This is a genomic window from Thermomonas sp., assembly GCF_020850895.1.
Classification (GTDB): Bacteria; Pseudomonadota; Gammaproteobacteria; order Xanthomonadales; family Xanthomonadaceae; genus Thermomonas.
The window spans coordinates 1-17,904 of the sequence record NZ_JADZDS010000114.1; the positions used below are offsets into that span (position 1 = coordinate 1).

Annotated in this window: 18 protein-coding genes; 16 read left to right on the plus strand and 2 right to left on the minus strand. The window is 65.4% G+C overall.

From position 1 onward, the window contains the following. The 3 genes from IT472_RS10310 to IT472_RS10320 form a co-directional block, all read left to right on the plus strand. The coding region (locus tag IT472_RS10310; protein WP_297181410.1) for a hybrid sensor histidine kinase/response regulator at positions 1-2,928 on the plus strand (2,928 nt) is incomplete at its 5' end. Further along, positions 2,925-3,899, plus strand: coding sequence for a chemotaxis protein CheB (locus tag IT472_RS10315; RefSeq protein ID WP_297181411.1), 975 nt, complete (start codon positions 2,925-2,927; stop codon positions 3,897-3,899). The genes IT472_RS10310 and IT472_RS10315, both read left to right, overlap by 4 nt. Positions 3,900-3,907: 8 nt before the next feature. Then, the gene (locus IT472_RS10320) at positions 3,908-4,381 is read left to right on the plus strand and encodes a chemotaxis protein CheW (protein ID WP_297181412.1); all 474 of its coding nucleotides are present in this window, start codon (positions 3,908-3,910) and stop codon (positions 4,379-4,381) included. 15 nt (positions 4,382-4,396) lie between these two features. Here IT472_RS10320 and IT472_RS10325 read toward each other — a convergent pair whose 3' ends face one another. Together IT472_RS10325 and IT472_RS10330 are read right to left on the minus strand one after the other, a co-directional pair. Further along, positions 4,397-5,128: a 16S rRNA (uracil(1498)-N(3))-methyltransferase gene (locus IT472_RS10325; RefSeq protein WP_297181413.1), complete on the minus strand. Its 732-nt coding sequence runs from the start codon at positions 5,126-5,128 to the stop codon at positions 4,397-4,399. Beyond that, positions 5,119-6,555: an adenosylmethionine--8-amino-7-oxononanoate transaminase gene (locus tag IT472_RS10330; protein WP_297181414.1), complete on the minus strand. Its 1,437-nt coding sequence runs from the start codon at positions 6,553-6,555 to the stop codon at positions 5,119-5,121. Before IT472_RS10330 ends, IT472_RS10325 begins: the two co-directional genes overlap by 10 nt. A gap of 29 nt (positions 6,556-6,584) precedes the next feature. On the opposite strand from IT472_RS10330, the gene nudE reads away from it, so the two are divergent. The 13 genes from nudE (at position 6,585) to IT472_RS10395 (ending at position 17,828) form a co-directional block, all read left to right on the plus strand. Next, the gene (nudE, locus tag IT472_RS10335) at positions 6,585-7,139 is read left to right on the plus strand and encodes an ADP compounds hydrolase NudE (RefSeq protein WP_297181415.1); all 555 of its coding nucleotides are present in this window, start codon (positions 6,585-6,587) and stop codon (positions 7,137-7,139) included. Then, positions 7,126-7,914, plus strand: a complete 789-nt coding sequence (gene cysQ, locus IT472_RS10340; protein ID WP_297181416.1) for a 3'(2'),5'-bisphosphate nucleotidase CysQ — start codon at positions 7,126-7,128, stop codon at positions 7,912-7,914. The genes nudE and cysQ overlap by 14 nt, the downstream gene beginning before the upstream one ends. Continuing rightward, entirely contained in the window at positions 7,911-8,750 is an 840-nt protein-coding gene (mazG, locus tag IT472_RS10345; protein ID WP_297181417.1) for a nucleoside triphosphate pyrophosphohydrolase, read from the plus strand. Before cysQ ends, mazG begins: the two co-directional genes overlap by 4 nt. Further along, entirely contained in the window at positions 8,747-9,052 is a 306-nt protein-coding gene (locus IT472_RS10350; RefSeq protein ID WP_297181418.1) for a DUF962 domain-containing protein, read from the plus strand. Before mazG ends, IT472_RS10350 begins: the two co-directional genes overlap by 4 nt. A 253-nt stretch (positions 9,053-9,305) precedes the next feature. Then, positions 9,306-10,016, plus strand: a complete 711-nt coding sequence (locus IT472_RS10355; protein ID WP_297181419.1) for a response regulator transcription factor — start codon at positions 9,306-9,308, stop codon at positions 10,014-10,016. Positions 10,017-10,032: 16 nt separating this feature from the next. Continuing rightward, the gene (locus tag IT472_RS10360; RefSeq protein WP_297181420.1) at positions 10,033-11,106 is read left to right on the plus strand and encodes a HAMP domain-containing sensor histidine kinase; all 1,074 of its coding nucleotides are present in this window, start codon (positions 10,033-10,035) and stop codon (positions 11,104-11,106) included. Positions 11,107-11,255: 149 nt separating this feature from the next. After that, entirely contained in the window at positions 11,256-12,821 is a 1,566-nt protein-coding gene (locus IT472_RS10365; RefSeq protein WP_297181421.1) for an efflux RND transporter periplasmic adaptor subunit, read from the plus strand. Further along, positions 12,821-13,540, plus strand: a complete 720-nt coding sequence (locus IT472_RS10370; protein ID WP_297181422.1) for an ABC transporter ATP-binding protein — start codon at positions 12,821-12,823, stop codon at positions 13,538-13,540. Before IT472_RS10365 ends, IT472_RS10370 begins: the two co-directional genes overlap by 1 nt. After that, on the plus strand, positions 13,537-14,772 hold the full coding sequence (locus IT472_RS10375) for an ABC transporter permease (protein ID WP_297181423.1): 1,236 nt from the start codon (positions 13,537-13,539) through the stop codon (positions 14,770-14,772). The genes IT472_RS10370 and IT472_RS10375 overlap by 4 nt, the downstream gene beginning before the upstream one ends. Positions 14,773-14,942: 170 nt before the next feature. Further along, entirely contained in the window at positions 14,943-15,323 is a 381-nt protein-coding gene (locus IT472_RS10380; protein WP_297181424.1) for a diacylglycerol kinase, read from the plus strand. Positions 15,324-15,357: 34 nt separating this feature from the next. Continuing rightward, positions 15,358-16,107 carry a TerC family protein gene (locus IT472_RS10385; protein WP_297181425.1) on the plus strand — a complete coding sequence of 250 codons (750 nt, stop codon included), beginning with the start codon at positions 15,358-15,360 and terminating at the stop codon, positions 16,105-16,107. A 45-nt stretch (positions 16,108-16,152) separates the two neighbouring features. Continuing rightward, complete coding sequence (gene lgt, locus IT472_RS10390) at positions 16,153-17,034, plus strand: prolipoprotein diacylglyceryl transferase (protein WP_297181458.1); 882 nt, start codon at positions 16,153-16,155, stop codon at positions 17,032-17,034. Continuing rightward, complete coding sequence (locus IT472_RS10395) at positions 17,034-17,828, plus strand: thymidylate synthase (protein WP_297181426.1); 795 nt, start codon at positions 17,034-17,036, stop codon at positions 17,826-17,828. Before lgt ends, IT472_RS10395 begins: the two co-directional genes overlap by 1 nt. Positions 17,829-17,904: the final 76 nt, after the last annotated feature.

Below are 17,904 nucleotides of genomic sequence, written 5' to 3' on the forward strand. Positions count from 1 at the left end.
CAGGCGGAAGCCGAGCGCGTTGCCGCAGAACAGGCGGAAGCCGAGCGCGTTGCCGCGGAACAGGCGGAAGCCGAGCGCGTTGCCGCGGAACAGGCGGAAGCCGAGCGCGTTGCCGCGGAACAGGCGGAAGCCGAGCGCGTTGCCGCGGAACAGGCGGAAGCCGAGCGTGTTGCGGCAGAACAGGCTGCAGCGGCGGAAGCGGCGCGTCTGGCCGCAGAGCGCGAGGAAGTCGAGCGCATTGCGGCGGCGCGTGCCGAAACCGAACGCCAGGAAGCCGCACGTGTGGCAGCCGAGCGGCGTGAAGCCGAGAGGAAAGATGCCGAACGTCGCGCTGCCGAGTCGGCGGCGATCGCCAAGGCGCGCGAGGAGGCCGCACTGGCTGCCCTGCTCGCGACCGCGACTGCGGCCGAAGACCCGGATGCGCCACTCGATACCAGTGATCTGGACGTCGAGTTGCTCGACATTTTCATCGAGGAAGGCAACGACCTGCTCGATCACTCCGATGGCCTGCTTGCGCAATTGCGTGACAACCAGGACGACAACGAGCTGATCGTCGGGCTGCAGCGCGACCTGCACACCTTCAAGGGTGGCGCGCGCATGGCCGGCATGATGTCGGTCGGTGAGTTGGGCCATGCGATGGAATCGCTGTTGGAAGGCGTGGCCCTCCAGCGTGCAGAACTTGGTGGCGATGGCGTGAAGCTGCTCGAACGCGGCTTCGATCGATTGCGCGACATGGTCACCCGCATCGCGGCACGCCGCGCTGTCGGCCTGCCGGCCATGCTGATCGAGGAGTTCGTTGCGCGCTCCGAAAATCGAGTATTCGAAGCCCCGGAATCGGTTGCTCAGGCTCCCGCGGAAATCGAAACCGGAGGCGAAGCGGCGGCACCGGCAGATCTCGAATTGCCTGCAGCAGGAGCCGAGGCAACGTCGGAACGCGATACGGTTGCCGCGGTCGAATCTACCCCGGAGCCGGCACCTGAAAGCCAGCCCGAGGCAACGAGCGTCCCGGTGCCGAGCAGGGTTGCGGCGCTCAAGCCGTTGTCGGCACCGATCGAAGATCGCACGTTTGCCGCGGACGACGATGCCTCCGTGCGTGCGCCGCAGGAACAGGTGCGCATCCGCGCAGACTTGCTCGACCGGCTGGTGAATTACGCCGGCGAAGTGGCGATCTACCGTGCGCGTCTCGAACAGCAGCTTGCCGCCTTCCGCGCCACCGCGCAGGAAATGGAGCGCACCAACATCCGTTTGCGCGACCAGCTGCGTCGCCTCGACTCCGAGACCGAAGCGCAGATCATGGCGCGCTACCAGCGCCAGAACGACGCCGGCGACGAATCCTTCGATCCGCTGGAGCTGGACCGTTTCAGCACCCTGCAGCAGCTGTCGCGCGGCTTGGCCGAATCGGCCGCCGACTTGCAGAGCCTGCATGATTCGATGGACGACCTCACGCGCCAGTACGAGACGCTGCTGACGCAGCAGTCGCGCGTGAGCTCGGACCTGCAGGAAGGCCTCATGCGCACGCGCATGTTGCCGCTGGATTCGCTGCTGCCTCGGTTGCGCCGGGTGGTTCGCCAGTCGGCTGGCGAGACCGGCAAGCAGGCGGTGCTCAAGGTCGACGGTGCGCAGGGCGAACTCGATCGCAACGTGCTCGAGCGCATGACGGCACCGCTGGAGCACATGCTGCGCAACGCGGTGGCCCATGGCTTGGAGGCCCCGGACAAGCGTGCGCAGGCCGGGAAGTCCCTGGAAGGAGCGATCCGCATCGCGGTCCGCAACGAGGGATCGGAAGTCGTGCTCGAAGTGGGCGACGATGGCGCCGGCCTCAACCGCGAGGCGATCAGGGCACGTGCAGTCGACCGTGGGCTGATCCAGCCGGACACGGTGATGACCGATGCCGAACTCGATCGCATGATCTTCGAGCCTGGCTTCTCAACCGCCGAGACGGTCAGCAGGCTCGCCGGTCGCGGCGTCGGCATGGACGTGGTGGCGAGCGAAGTCCGCCAACTCGGTGGCTCGATCGAAATCCAGTCCAAGCTGGGCGAAGGCACCAACTTCGTCCTGCGCCTGCCGCAGATGCTGGCGGTGACCCAGGCAGTGTTCGTCAAGATCGGCGAAACCGAGTACGCGGTGCCAATTGCATCGGTTCGCGGCGTCGGTCGCATCCCGCGCGAAGACCTGGCAAAGCCGGACGCGGTGTATCGCTACGGTGGCGAAGACTACGCGTTGCATGATCTCGGCGCGCTGGTCGGGGCACCGACGGCGAAGGCGGAAGGTCACTTGCAGATGCCGCTGCTGTTGATCGGTTCGGGTGAGTTGCGCGCGGCGGTGGCGATCGACCAGGTGGTCGGCAGTCGTGAAATCGTGGTCAAGGACGGCGGCCCGCAGCTGTCGTCCCTGCCTGGCGTGTTCGGTGCAACCATCATGGGCGATGGCCGCGTGGTCATCATCCTCGACATCGCGCCGATGGTGCGTCGCTACGCATCGATGGCCCACTTGGAGGCCCCGGTATCGGAGGCCCCGGCCGAAGACCAGCGCAAGGTTCCACTGGTCATGGTGGTGGACGACTCGGTCACCATGCGCAAGGTCAGCGGGCGCGTGCTGGAACGCCATGGTTTCGAGGTGGCGACGGCGAAGGATGGCCTCGACGCGCTGGAGCACATGATCGATCTGGTTCCGGACCTGATGCTGCTCGATATCGAAATGCCGCGCATGGATGGCTACGAGTTGGCCACGGCGATGAAGGCGGATCCGCGTCTGCGCAACGTGCCGATCATCATGATCACCTCGCGCACCGGCGACAAACATCGCCAGCGCGCGGTCGACATCGGCGTCGAACGCTACCTCGGCAAGCCGTACCAGGAGGTCGAGCTGATGCGCAACGTGTTCGAGCTGCTCAAGCTGGAGCGCGTTGGCGACGGTAGCCTGCAATGACAGGCGCAAGGGTGGTCGTGCTGGCCAAGGCCGGTGCTGCGTGTGACCGTGCCGAAGCTGCGGTACGGAAGACTGGCGCCGAGCTGGTTGCCACCTTGGATCCGACCGCGGCTTCGGAAGGCGATGTCAGGGCAAGGGCGCCCGGCGCATTGCTGGTCCTGCTGGATTCGGCAACCGAAGCTGCGCTTGGCAAGTTCGATGATCTGTTCGCCGATCCTGCGTTGGAAGTGCTGTTCGACGATGCTGATGTCGCGGCCCGTCGTACTGGCTGGGAGGAGGCACGGTGGGAGCGGCACCTCAACGCCAAGCTCTCCGGGAGCGATGATGTGCTTCCCGGGATTGCGAGCAAGGATGGGGCTGTCGATTTCGAGGCTGAAATGCGCGAGCTGACGCTGGCGGTTGCCGCGCTTCCCGAAGAACCCCGGGCCCCGGCACATGCACCCGCGCAGGTTCCGGGTGCGGTTGTGATCGTTGCCGGCGTGGGCGGTCCGGATGCCGTGCGCCAGTTGCTCGGCGCACTTCCGGCGGCTTTCCCGCGCGCAATCCTGCTGCGGCAGCGCATCGAAGGGGCGCAATACGATCGATTGGTGCGGCAGATGCAGCGATCTACGCCCTTGCAGGTCGTCCTTGCACAGGCAGGCGATTCGCTCCAGCCGGGAACCGTGTACGTTCTTCCAGACGGTCTTGACGTGGAATCCGGGGACCGTGGCCTGGTGTTCAGTGCGGCCACCGGAGAACCCCGGTTTGCCGCCCTGCGCGCTGCGGACAGTGCGCTGCTTCTGCTCAGCGGTGCGGAATCAGCAATGGTCGACGTCGGCATGACCATGTCCTGGGCGGGCGCCATGGTTCTGGGCCAGGCGCCGGAAAACTGCTTTGATCCCGCCGCGAGTCAGGCGCTGGTTGCGCGCGGCGGGGATTCGCGCAGCCTTGCGATCATGGCGCGCCAACTCCTTGAACGCTGGACCCCCTGAGGTAGCTCATGGCCGACATCTCCCACATCATCCGCGGCGTCCTGATCCAGGTGGCGGGGACGCGCCTGTTGTTGCCCAATGCCGCGATCGCTGAAGTGCTTTCCTACCCCACGCCAGAACCCGTTCCTGGTGCACCGGATTGGCTGCTTGGCCGCATCCGCTGGCGCGGTTGGCGCTTGCCGCTGGTCGCGTTTTCCCGTTTCGCCGGGATCTCCGAGGAGCAGGGTGGATTGGGCAGCAAGGTGATCGTGCTGAAGGCGATGGGCGGTGATACCAAGCGCCCGTACTTCGCGGTGCTGACCCAGGGCTTCCCGCGTCTGGTGACGGTGACTGATGCTGCGCTGTCTCGTTTGGACGAGAGTGGTGATGAGTTGCCGGACGGCGTGCTGTCGCGGGTACGGCTCAACGATGACGAAGCCGTGGTCCCGGATCTCGACGACTTGGAATTGGCCTTGCGCGAAGTGCTGGCTGAAGTGGCCTGACAGCAGGGTTCTGGTTCAGGTCAGGTCGCCGGTCAGGGCTTGCAGGGCGGCCAGCGCAGCAAGCCCGGCAGTTTCCGTGCGCAGTACCCGGCGGCCGAGGCGGATGCCCTCGAATCCCGCAGCGTGCAGCAACTCGAGATCGCGGGGTGACCAGCCGCCTTCCGGACCGACGGCCAGCGTGCAATCACCCGGGGTCGCTGGAAGACTCTCGCGCAGGGAATGTCCGCAACATGGGTCGAGGACGTAACCCCGGCCGGAGCGAAGGCCGGCGGCCCATTCCAACGGCTGGGGAATGGCAACGACCGGCACCTGCGCCCGGCCGCTTTGTTCGCAGGCTGAGATGGCAACTTCGCGCCAGTGCGCAAGGCGCTTGCCAGCCCGCTCTGCGTCCAGTCGCACCTCGCAGCGTTCACTGACCACCGGAAGGATGTGAGCCACGCCCAGTTCGGTGGCCTTCTGGATGATCCAGTCCATCTTCTCGCCGCGCGCGAGCCCCTGCAGCAGGGTGACGCGAAGCGGGGATTCGTTGTCGATGTGCCGGCGAGCGGTGATCTCCGCCTGAGCTCCGCGCTTGCCGACCGCCACGATGCGGGCATCGCAGTCGTGGCCATCGCCGTTGAACAACACGCAAGAATCGCCCACACCCAATCGCAGGACGCGCAGCAGGTGCTGTGCAGTTTGCTCGGTCAAGTTGACCGTTGCTCCAACGGCCAGCGGCTGGTCGAGGTGGCAGCGGGTCAGGCGCATCGGGCGGCCTCGTCCAGGGCGACAGCGGTCGCGTTGGCCAGCAGTGCCAATTGCGCGTGGTCGACGCAATAGGGTGGCATCCAGTACAGCACGTCGCCCAGAGGGCGCAGCAGGACGCCATGATCCAGTGCAGCGCGGTACATGCGCAGGCCGCGGCGCCTGGCAATTTCGACCGCATGTCCATCCTCGCGGTTGTCCGATGCCGGGTTCAACTCGATAGCGAGGATCATCCCTGCTTGGCGCACTTCTCGAACCAACGGGTGGCTGGCCAGTGGTGCGGCCAGTTCGGCCATCCGTGTCGCAGTTGCCCGGTTACGCACGATCACGCCATCGCTTTCGAAGATGTCCAGCGACGCCAACGCCGCTGCGCAAGCGAGCGGATTGCCGCTGTAGCTGTGCGAATGCAGGAAGGCACGTTCGCGTGAGTCGTCGAGGAACCCGTCATAGATCGCTTGGGTTGCCAGGACTGCGCAGAGTGGCAAGAACCCGCCAGTCAGCCCCTTCGACAGGCACAGCAGGTCGGGCTGGATGCCGGGGCCGCTGCAATCGGCCGCGGGAGCCTGTTCGCAGGCGAACAGGGTGCCGGTGCGGCCGAACCCGACCGCGATCTCATCGGCAATCAGGAAAACGCCATGGGTATCGCACAGTTCGCGCACCCGGCGCAGGTAGGCCGGGTGATGCATGCGCATGCCCCCGGCGCATTGCACCAGTGGCTCCAGGATGAAGGCACAGACTTCACCTGGGTGTTCCGTCAGCAAGCGCTCCAAGGCATCGGCGGCGGCGTGGGCGCGCTCGCTCGCGGTGGCCTCATCCGGCGCCCCGAAAGCGTCAGGCGAGGGCGCGAACAGGACCTCCAGCAGCAACGGTGCGTACACCCGGCGATACAGCGGGATGTCTCCCACCGACAGCGCGCCGAGCGTTTCGCCGTGATAGCTGCCGGTCAGCGCGACGAACCGGGTGCGGTTGCGGTCGCCACGATTGTGGAACCAGTGGTAGGCCATCTTCAGTGCGACCTCGACCCCGGACGAGCCGTTGTCGGCATAGAACACCTTGGCCAACGGCGCACGGCCCGGTTCGCGGGGAATGATCGCGAGCAGGCGCTCGGCCAGTTCCACTGCCGGTGCATGCGAACAGCCGGCAAGGATGACCTGCTCCAGGGTCTGGGCCTGGCGTGCGATGGCATGGGCGATCCGCGGCTCGGCGTGGCCGTGCAGGTTGGTCCACCAACTGCTGATGGCATCGAGCACGTGGCGCCCGTCGTGGCCAACCAGCCACGCGCCTTCCGCGCGTGCCACCGTCAGTAGCGGCAATGCCCCTCCACTGGTGTGTTCGCGCATCTGGGTGCACGGATGCCACAGGACCGCGAGGTCGCGCGCGCGCCAGCGCTGCTCCACCGTTATCATGTCGGTATCGTGACCTGCCTTCATCCCGCCATTATCGCCTTCGTTGCGACCCCATGAGCCATCGCCTGCCGATCATCCACGGCATCACCGAGCACGATGCCGGCCCGTACCGGATGGAGCGGCTCGACCTCGAATTCGGCAATGGCGAACGCCGTCGTTACGAGCGTCTGCACGGGCGTGGCCACGGCGCGGTGGCGGTGGTGCCGATGCTGGACGAGGCGACCGTGCTGCTGATCCGCGAATACGCGGCTGGCGTGAACCGTTACGAGTTGGGTTTGGTCAAGGGGCGCATCGATGCCGGCGAGACTCCAGAGCAGGCTGCCAATCGTGAGTTGATGGAGGAGGCCGGCTACGGTGCCCGTGAGCTCCGCGTCTTGCGCAGCCTGACCCTGGCCCCCACCTACATGAGCCACCAGACCCATCTCGTGCTGGCGCGGGACCTGTATCCGCAGCGCTTGCCAGGCGACGAGCCCGAGCCGCCCGAACTGGTGCCGTGGAAGCTGGCCAACCTGGGGGAACTGATCCTGCAGGAAGATTTTTCCGAAGGCCGCACGATTGCCGGCCTGTTCATCGCACGCGAATGGATGCAGCAGCATGCCGATCGTTGACGGACTGCGGGAAGGCGTGATCCGGTTGGCGCGTGAGGCCGCCGCCGAGATCCTGGCAATCTATGGGCACGATTTTGCGGTCGAGGAAAAGACCGACCATTCGCCGCTGACCGCTGCCGACCTGGCCTCCCATCGCTGCCTCGTTGATGGCCTGAGGTCGTTGACCCCGGATATCCCGGTGCTGTCGGAAGAATCCCGCGACGTGGAGCTTGCCGAACGCCGGCAGTGGCGCCGACTGTGGCTGGTCGATCCGCTCGACGGCACCCGCGAGTTCGTGAAGCGCAATGGTGAGTTCACCATCAATATCGCCTTCGTCGAGGATGGCGTGGCGCGCTTCGGCCTGATCCAGCAACCGGTTACCGGCGGACTTTGGCATGGCGACGCGCGCGGCGCGTTCCGTCGGGAGGGCGATCGCGATGTCATCATCCAAACCCGTCGGCCTGCGGTTGCACCGCTGCGTGTGGCCGCCAGCCGTTCGCACCGGGATGCGCGCACTCAGGCCATGCTCGATGCGTTGCCCGGGGCCGAGGTGATCGGTTGCGGTTCGGCGCTGAAGTTTTGCCGGATCGCCGAGGGCGCCATCGACCTGTACCCGCGCTTTGGCCCGACCAGCGAATGGGACACCGGTGCCGGGCAGGCCATCGTGGAAGCTGCCGGCGGGGCAGTACTCGATCCGCAGGGGCGTCCTTTCCGTTACAACCAGCGCGACATCCTGCTCAACGGGGATTTCCTTGCGCTGGGGGATCCCACCCAGTGGGAACGGTTGCAGGCATGAGCCAGACACGCACGATCGATGACCTGCTGGCGATCATGGCCAGGTTGCGTGATCCCGATGGCGGCTGTCCGTGGGATACCCAACAGACATTTTCGACCATCGCGCCGTACACCATCGAGGAGGCCTACGAGGTCGCCGATGCGATCGACCGCGGTGACATGGTGGACCTGAAGGACGAACTGGGTGACCTGCTGTTGCAGGTGGTGTTCCATGCGCGGATGGCGGAGGAAGACGGAGCATTCGCGTTCGCCGATGTCGTCGAGTCGATTTGCGACAAGATGGAACGTCGGCATCCGCACGTGTTCGGTGATGCCAGTTTCGAGGACGCCGAAGCACAGTTGGCCGACTGGGAGGCGCGCAAGCGCGCCGAACGCATCGCCAAGGGCGAGCAGGATGGTTCGGCCTTGGCCGGGATCTCGCGCGGCCTGCCGGAATGGCAGCGGGCGGTGAAGCTGCAGCACAAGGCGGCCAAGGTCGGCTTCGATTGGCCGGGCCCCGGGCCGGTGCTGGAAAAATTGCGTGAGGAAATCGACGAAGTGCGTGCCGAGTTCGACGCAGTCGCGGCCGCGCCCGGAGATGCCGCTGCGCGCGATCGACTGGAAGACGAGATTGGCGACGTGCTGTTTGTCTGCGCCAACCTGGCGCGCCATGCAAAGGTCGATGTGGGCGGCTCGCTTCGACGGGCGAACCTGAAATTCGAGCGCCGGTTCCGGGCGATGGAGGCGCTTGCAGCCGGCGATGGAGGTTTGGCGGGCAAACCACTCGAGGCGCAGGATCGCTATTGGGAGCGGGCCAAGCTGGCCGAGCGCGAGTCCTTGAAGCAGGGCATTTCGTGAGCAAAGGCTACTCAAGCTTCAGCGAGTTCTATGGTTTTTATCTGGGCCAGCATCGCAACCGCACCTGCCGGCGGCTGCATTTCTTCGGCACCAGCCTTTCCATCGGCTTCATCGTGCTGGCGGTCAAGGCTGCGAATCCATGGTGGCTGCTGGCATCAGTGGTCTGCGGCTATGCGTTTGCGTGGGTCGGGCATTTCTTCTTCGAGAAGAATCGTCCGGCCACGTTCAGGAACCCCTTCTATTCCTTCGCCGGCGACTGGGTGATGTACAAGGACATCTTGGTCGGACGGATTCCGTTCTAGGGCTCACGCGAATCAATCACCCGCATGATTGATTCGTGGCCCGCCATCCTTGGCGGGCGGGCGCTGTCTGGGGCTGCACTGAACAAGTCCATCCGGGGCTTGTCAGCGGCCGACCGGCCATGGTCGGTAGACAACGCCAAATTAAGCGTTGCCCTGGGCCAGTGCTGCCCTGGGCGGTGACGGGATGTCCCTTCACGCAGCTTCGACCATGGAGGCAGCATCCTGCAGGGACAGGGACGCCGGGACGACACGCATGCAGGAAAAACAGCAAAGTGGGTTGGTGCTGATCATCGAGGACAACCGCAACATCTCCGAGATGGTTGGGGAGTTCCTCGAAAGCTGCGGCTTCGAGATCGATTACGCCGCCGACGGCGTCGATGGCTATCGCTTGGCTTCGGAGAACACCTATGACGCCATCGTGCTCGACCTGATGTTGCCGCGCATGGATGGGGTCGAAGTCTGCAAGCGACTGCGTGGCGAGGCCCGCAAGGCGACCCCCATCCTGATGCTGACCGCGCGCGATACCCTCGACGATAAGCTGACCGGGCTGTCTTCAGGAGCAGACGATTACCTGACCAAGCCGTTCGCGATTCGTGAACTGGAAGCGCGGTTGCACGCGCTGATCCGCCGTGATCGCCGCCAGATCGGCGCGGAGGCTCTGCGCGTCGGGGATCTGGAACTCGACCCCGGTGCGATGCGTGCCACACGTGCCGGCATCGAACTGCAACTGTCGCCGATCGCCCTGCGCCTGTTGTCGATCCTGATGCGGGAATCGCCCAAGGTGGTGAGCCGGCAGGAGATCGAACGCGAGATCTGGGGCAACGACATGCCCGATTCAGACACCCTGCGCAGCCACCTGTACAACCTGCGCAAGGTCATGGACAAGCCGTTCCCGCATCCCCTCCTGCACACGGTGCAAAGCGCCGGCTACCGGATTGCCGATTTGTCCGGACAGCCGGGCTGAATTCCGGACCGCAGCCATGTCGACTTGGCAATTCCAAGTCCGCAGGATCTTCCTGCTGCAACTCGCCCTGCTCTGTGGGGTGGCTGCCTGCGGGCTGATCGTGCTTGCGCATTACGACGATGTCACCGGGGCATGGTTTCCGCCCGCGGTCTTTGCGGCCGTGGCTCTGGTCATGCTGGCGGTGATCTGGCTTGGGGACCGTGCGGGTCGCCGGGCCATCGCGCCGGTCTGCTGGATCCTGCGTGCTGTCGCGGCCTGGGATCCGCGTCGTCCCAATCCCGATGTCCTCTCGCCTGAGCACCTGCCAAGGGAAATCCGTGGCGACGTGCGCAAGCTTGCCGATGCGCTGCATGGATTCGGCCTGCGCCTTCGCGAACACGCGGTGCGCGAACGCGAGTTCACCCGTGCGGCCAGCCACGAACTGCGTACGCCGCTGACCGTGATCCGGGTTGCAAGTGACCTGATCGGCAACGACTTGGCGTTGTCGGAGACCTCGCGGCGTTCGTTGGAGCGGATCCGGGTCGCAGGTGCAGGCATGGAGGCGATCATCGATGCCCTGCTGCTGCTGGCGCGCAGCGAAGAGACCGAGCCCGAATGCGAGGAGTTTGCGGTCGGTGATGTCCTTGAGCGCGAATTGCAGAGGATTCGCCCGCAACTGGAACAGAAACTGTTGCAACTGAAGGTGGTGCACCATGCCGGTCCGGAACTGCACGCGTCTCCACGGATGCTGCAGGTCGTGTTGGGCCAACTGCTCGACAACGCAGTCCGTTTTACCCCTGCTGGCGAAGTGCGGGTGCACCTGCATTCAGATCGACTGCAGGTCGAGGACACCGGACCTGGCATGGATGCGACGGCGCTGGAACATGCCACTGAACCGTTCTTCCGCGGCAGCGACCTTGGCGAGGGTTCCGGGCCGGGCCTCGGGCTGACCATCGCACATCGGCTTGCACTCCGTTGCGGCTGGCATCTCGTGCTCGAGCGCATGCAAGAGCGTGGCACCCGCGCCAGCCTCCTGTTCCGGCCCGAGACACGGTGCGAGATTTCCCAAGGGCATGCGCCCTGTCAGGAATTGGGCCCGCTTACTGACTGAACGAAGAGCGAAGCGACGCTCTGGACCATTCCTTCCGGCACGGTGCCCGGAAGCAAACGGCAGGTAGCATCCGTGGCCTTGTCAACCTAAGGCGCCCTCGTACGCTACAAGGGGTTTGCCGCCTGTCGTCCGGGAGCCGTGTTTACGTCATGAACAAAGTGCAACGATCCAGCAGCCTGTTCAGCCCGCGTCGGCTAGGCATCCTTGGTTTGGCCGCTGTCGTCCTTGCGGGCGGATGGTACATCTGGCATCGGCGCGCCGATGCTGCCGCGGAAGACGGCTACCGCACCGAGGCGGTGCAGCGCGGCAACATCCGGGTGACGATCTCCTCGACCGGCACCCTGAGCGCGATCTCCACCGTCACCGTCGGCAGCCAGATCTCCGGTCAGGTGACCGATGTGCTGGTGGATTTCAATTCGCCGGTGAAGAAGGGTGACGTGCTGGCCCGGATCGACCCGTCCACCTATCGTGCCCAGCTGGAGCAGGGTGATGCCGCGATCGCCAGCGCACGTGCGCAATTGGCGCAGGCGGAAGCGAGCCTGCGCAATGCCAGCCTCGACTTCCAGCGCAAGCAGGACCTGGTGCAGCAGAAACTGATTGCCCGCAGCGATTTCGATCTTGCCCGCGCTGCGCTTGACCAGGCGCGTGCGCAGGTGAGCTCGGCGCAGGCGCAGATCCGCCAGCAGACGGCTTCGGTGAAGAACACCCAGGTCAACATCAGCCGCGCCGTGATCACCTCGCCGGTGGATGGCGTGGTGCTGACCCGCAAGATCGATCCGGGCCAGACTGTTGCGGCCAGCTTCTCGGCACCGGAGTTGTTCACCATCGCCGAAGACCTGTCGAAGATGCAGATCGAGCTGGCGGTGGACGAGTCCGATATCGGCCAGGTGCAGGTGGGCCAGAACGTCAGCTTCACCGCCGATGCCTTCCCGGATCGCCAGTTCAAGGGCGTGGTCAAGCAGGTGCGGATGGCGGCCACCACCACCAACAACGTGGTCACCTATCCGGTCATCGTCACCGTCGACAACAGTGACGGCACCTTGCTGCCTGGGCTGACGGTGAATGCCGAGATCGAGGTCAGCAGCCGCGAAAACGTGTTCAAGCTCGGCAATGCCGCGCTTCGCTTCAAGCCAAACGAGGATTCCCCGCTCGCCGAGTTGCAGCCGGAAGGTGCGAGCGGTGGCCCGCCGGGTGCAGGGGGTGGCGCCGGCATGGGTCAGGATCTGCAGACGTTGGCGGCGACCTTGGGCCTGAATGCCGAGCAGAAGGCGAACTTCGAGCAGGCACTCGAGGAAATGAAGCAGCGCCAGGCCCAGCGTGCGGCGCAGTTCCAGCAGCCTGGTGGTGGCCAGCAGGGCGGTGGCAATCGCTTGTTCGGCGGAGGCCGTGGCTTCGGTGGGCGCTCCGGCGGCGGCAGCGCCGATCCCAGCATGCTGGCGCAGATGCGTGCACGCATGCGTGATCGCATGAACCAGCAATTCGCCGCGTTCACCGCGGGCCTCGATGCGGCCCAGCGGGGCAAGTGGAGCGCGGGCGTCGATGCACTGCTCAATGCGCGCCGTGTCACCGTTTATCGCCTGGCGAACGGCAAGCCGGAAGCGATTTCGATCAAGATCGGTGCCAGCGACGGCAGCAGTACCGAGGTCTCCGGGCGCGATCTGCACGAGGGCGATCAGATCATTTCCGGTGAGCGCGCGGCAACGGGAGCCAAGTGATGGTTGCCGATGCCACGGTGCCGGTGATCCGCACGCAACGCCTCGGCAAGATCTATTCCGCCGGGACCGAGGCGGAGGTGGTGGCGCTGCACGGCGTCGATTTGACCATCGAGCGCGGCGGCTTCGTGGCGATCATGGGGCCGTCCGGCTCGGGAAAGTCGACCTTGATGAACTTGCTTGGCTGCCTCGACAAGCCGACCTCGGGCAGCTACGAGTGCGATGGTGTCGATGTGTCAACCCTCGACGCGGAACAACTGGCGCAGTTGCGACGCGAGAAGATCGGCTTCGTGTTCCAGGGCTTCCATCTGTTGCCGCGGATGGACGCCACCGACAACGTGGCAATGCCGCTGGGCTATGCGCAGATTGCCCATCACGAGCGCAGGACGCGCGCGCTGGCGGCGCTGGAGGCGGTTGGCCTGGGTGGGCGTGCCGACCATTTTCCGAACGAACTTTCCGGCGGCCAGCAGCAGCGCGTGGCGATCGCGCGTGCCTTGGTCAACCATCCGCCGATCCTGCTGGCGGACGAGCCCACCGGTGCGCTCGACAGCAAGACCGGCGAGGAAATCCTTGCCTTGTTCAAGCGCCTGCGCGATGACGGCCACACCGTGATCCTGATCACCCACGATGCCCACGTGGCGGCGCATGCCGACCGCACCTATGTCATGCGCGACGGCGAGTTGCATGCCATGACCGCAGCGTCGACGGAGCCGCAGCCATGACCCTGCTGGATATCCTGCGCACCGCGTTCTTCGCCCTGCGCGGCAACTGGATGCGCAGTGCGCTGACCTCGCTGGGCGTGATCATTGGCATTGCCGCGGTGATCGTGATGGTGTCGATCGGCCAGGGCACCCAGGCCGAGATTGACAAGATGGTGTCCGGCCTCGGGTCACAGCGCCTCGACATCGGCAGCTCCGGCGGCATGGGACCGGGCGGGGCGCGGATGGCGCAGGGCAGTCGCTGGTCGCTGAACGTCGGCGACGTGGAGGCGATCCGCAACGAGGTGCCGGAGGTGCAGTACGCCGCCGGTTCGCTGCGCGGCGGCGCGCAGATCGTCTACGGCGTCAACAACACCTCGACCCAATGGCAGGGCGTGCAAGCGGATTGGTTTCCGATCAATGACTGGCAGATCGCGCAGGGCAATGGCTTCGACGCGGCCGACTACGGCGGTGGCAGCAAATCGGTGTTGATCGGCGAGACCGTGCGCAAGACGCTGTTCGGTGAGGACAGCGGAATCGGGCAGGCGATCCGGATCGGGCGGGTCCCGTTCACTGTGGTCGGCGTGCTCGGTTCGAAAGGCCAGGGCGGGTTCGGCCAAGACCAGGACGACATCGTGGTGGTGCCACTGGAAACGGCGCGGCGGCGGCTTTCGACCTCTCAGGACATGCCGCCAGGCGCGGTCCAGCAGATCGCCGTGGGTGTCGATGACGCCCGCAACCTCGACAGCGCGCAAAGCGAGATCGAAGGCCTGCTGCGGCAACGGCACAAGATCGAACCGGGTGCTGATGACGACTTCTCCGTGCGTAACATCGCCCAGATCGTCGCCACCCGCACCGCCACCACCAACCTGATGTCCAAGCTTCTCGGCGCGGTTGCCGGCATTTGCCTGATCATCGGTGGCATCGGGATCATGAACATCATGCTGGTCTCGGTGACCGAGCGGATCCGCGAGATCGGCTTGCGGATGGCGGTGGGTGCCGGGCCGTCCGATGTGCGTCGGCAGTTCCTCGCCGAGGCAATGCTGATTTCGCTGGGCGGCGGCGTGATCGGGATCGGGATCGGGGTCGCCGGCGCGCTGATCGTCGGCAAGATCGGCGACCTGCCGGTGCAGCTCGACACCCAGGTGGTGCTGCTGGCCGCCGCATTTTCGATCTGCACCGGCTTGTTCTTCGGCTATTACCCAGCACGCAAGGCCTCGTTGCTGGATCCGATCGAGGCGCTGCGGTCGCAATAGGGCGGGTCTCGATCCGTCGCTCACGCCGCGCCACCACCAGCGGGACGCCGGGTGCCGGGGGCTGGCTTGTGGCAGAATTGCCACGACGACGCGGCTTTCGCCGCCGGTTGCGACCTGTTTGATGCCCTCCCGAACGCCCAACACGCCTTCTGATCGCAGGGTCACCCTGGATGGCTGATGTTCGTGGGCACCTCCCGCGCGGGCCTGCGGGCGTCGTGCGGGCCGCCAAATGGTCGCTGTTGGGCTTGCGTGCGGCATGGCTGCACGAATCCTCATTCCGGCTGGAGGTCTACCTGCTCGCCGTGCTCGGGCCGCTGGGCTGGTATCTGGGGCAAACCGGGGTTGAGCGCACCCTGCTGATCGGCAGCTGCCTGCCGGTGCTGGCGATGGAATTGATGAACTCCTCGATGGAAGCGGTGATCGAGCGGTTTGGCCCGGAACGCCACGAGCTGGCCGGGCGCGCGAAAGACATGGGCTCGGCGGCCGTGTTCGTCCTGATGATGAACGTGGTGCTGGTGTGGGCCTTGCTGTTGCTGCCGCGCTGGACGTGAGGAACACGGTCCGGCGTGCCATGACGAGAATGAAATGGACCTGAGTTTCCTGACCAGCGCCGACGCGTGGCTGACCCTGTTCACCCTGAGCGCGCTCGAAATCGTGCTCGGTATCGACAACCTGGTGTTCATCTCGATCGCGGTCGGGCGCCTGCCGGAACATCGCCGCCCGTTTGCGCGCAAGCTCGGCATCGCCGCTGCCTGCATCACCCGGGTGCTGTTGCTGGTGACGCTCGCCCATCTGGCGCGGATGCAGCAGGATATTTTTTCAGTCGCCGGGATGGGCGTCTCGATCCGCGACATCGTGCTGATCCTTGGCGGCGCCTTCCTGCTCTACAAGGGCACCGCCGAGATCCGCGAGTTGATCAGTGGTGGCGAAGACGAAGATCCCAGAACCACGCAGGCCTCGGCGGTGTTCGGCATCGTGATCCTGCAGATCGCGATCATCGACATCGTGTTTTCGCTGGATTCGGTGATCACCGCGGTGGGCATCGCCGACCACGTGGTGGTGATGGTGCTGGCGATCCTGTCGGCGGTCGCCATCATGTTGCTGGCCGCCAATCCCCTCGGCATCTTCATCGACAACAACCCGACCGTGAAGATGCTGGCGCTGGCCTTCATCCTGCTGGTCGGCGTGGTGCTGATCCTGGATGGGCTCGATGTCCACGTGCCCAAGCCCTACATCTATTTCGCGATGGGCTTCTCGGTGCTGGTGGAATGGCTGAACCTGTTGATGCGGCGCCGAGCCAAGGCCAATTACATCCCCGGTGCCGGTGATTGGTGAGCCGCGCGGCTTACACTATGCGCTGATTCGAACCATTGACGCATGATGCCGATCCTGGACCAGATCGACCCGATCGCCGTTTCGCTTGGGCCGTTGAAAGTGCACTGGTACGGGGTGATGTACCTGCTGGGCTTCGCCGTGGCCTGGTGGCTGGGCGCGCGGCGTGCGCGCGCGGGCCGACTGCCCGGCGTGAACGAGGCGGGCTTCTCCGACCTGATGTTCTACACCATGCTGGGCGTGGTGCTGGGCGGGCGCATCGGCTACATGTTGTTCTATGGCTTTGCCGATCTGATCCGCGACCCGCTGTCGCTGTTCCGGGTTTGGGAAGGCGGCATGAGTTTCCACGGCGGATTGCTGGGCGTGCTGGCGGCGGTCGCCTGGTGGTCGCGCAAGCACCGCCTGCACTTCTTCGACACGGTGGATTTCATCGCCCCGCTGGTGCCGGCCGGGCTGGGGTTTGGCCGGATCGGTAACTACATCGGTGGCGAGTTGTGGGGCAAGCCGACCGCAGGGACCGCCTTCGACGGTTGGGGCGTGGTGTTCCCGCGCGCCTTGCCGGAACCGTTCGCCTCGATGGACCCGGCGGCGCTGAAGGCGCAGTTCGACAGCGGCGTGCTGAACAGCTTCGCCCGTCATCCTTCGCAGCTGTACCAGGCCACGCTGGAAGGTTTGGTGCTGTTCTGCGTGCTGGTCTGGTACTCGCGTAGGCCACGCCCGCGCTATGCCGTGTCCGGCCTGTTCGCGCTGCTGTATGGCTGGTTCCGCTTCCTGGTCGAATTCGTGCGTGAACCCGACGCACAGCTGGGCTATCTCGCCTTCGGTTGGCTGACGATGGGCCAGCTGCTGAGCACGCCGCTGATCCTGCTCGGGCTGTTCTGGCTGTGGAAATCGCGGTCCAGCCCGACCCTGGAGCCGGAGTCGCGCTGATGCAGCAGTACCTGGACCTGCTGCGGCATGTGCTGGAGCACGGCACCGAAAAGGGCGACCGCACCGGCACCGGCACCCGCAGCGTGTTCGGCTATCAGATGCGCTTCGACCTGGGCAAAGGCTTCCCGCTGGTCACCACCAAGAAGCTGCACCTGCGCTCGATCATCCACGAACTGCTGTGGTTCCTGCAGGGCAGCACCAATGTCGCCTACCTCCGCGATCACCAGGTCAGCATCTGGGACGAGTGGGCCGATGCCGATGGCGAGCTCGGTCCGGTCTACGGCAAGCAGTGGCGCAGTTGGCAGGGCGCCGACGGCACGACGGTCGACCAGATCGCCTGGCTGATCGAGGAAATCAGGCGCAACCCCGATTCGCGGCGCCTGATCGTCTCGGCCTGGAACGTGGCCGAGTTGCCGAAGATGGCACTGATGCCCTGCCACAGCCTGTTCCAGTTCTACGTGGCCGACGGCAAGCTCAGCTGCCAGCTCTACCAGCGCAGCGGCGACATCTTTCTCGGCGTGCCGTTCAATATCGCCAGCTACGCCCTGCTCACCCACATGGTGGCGCAGGTCTGCGGGCTGGGCGTCGGCGATTTCGTGCACACGCTGGGCGATGCGCACCTGTATTCGAATCATGACGCGCAGGCGCGCACGCAGCTGGCGCGCGATCCCAGCGCCTTGCCGGCCTTGCGCTTGAACCCGGCCGTGCGCGACATCTTCGCGTTCACTGCTGATGACATCACGATTGACGGCTACCAGCCACATCCGGCGATCAAGGCGCCGGTGGCGGTGTGAGGAGTGGGGATTCGGGATTCGGGATTCGGGATTCGGGATTCGGGAGGGTGGTAATTCGTGATTGGTGATTCGAATG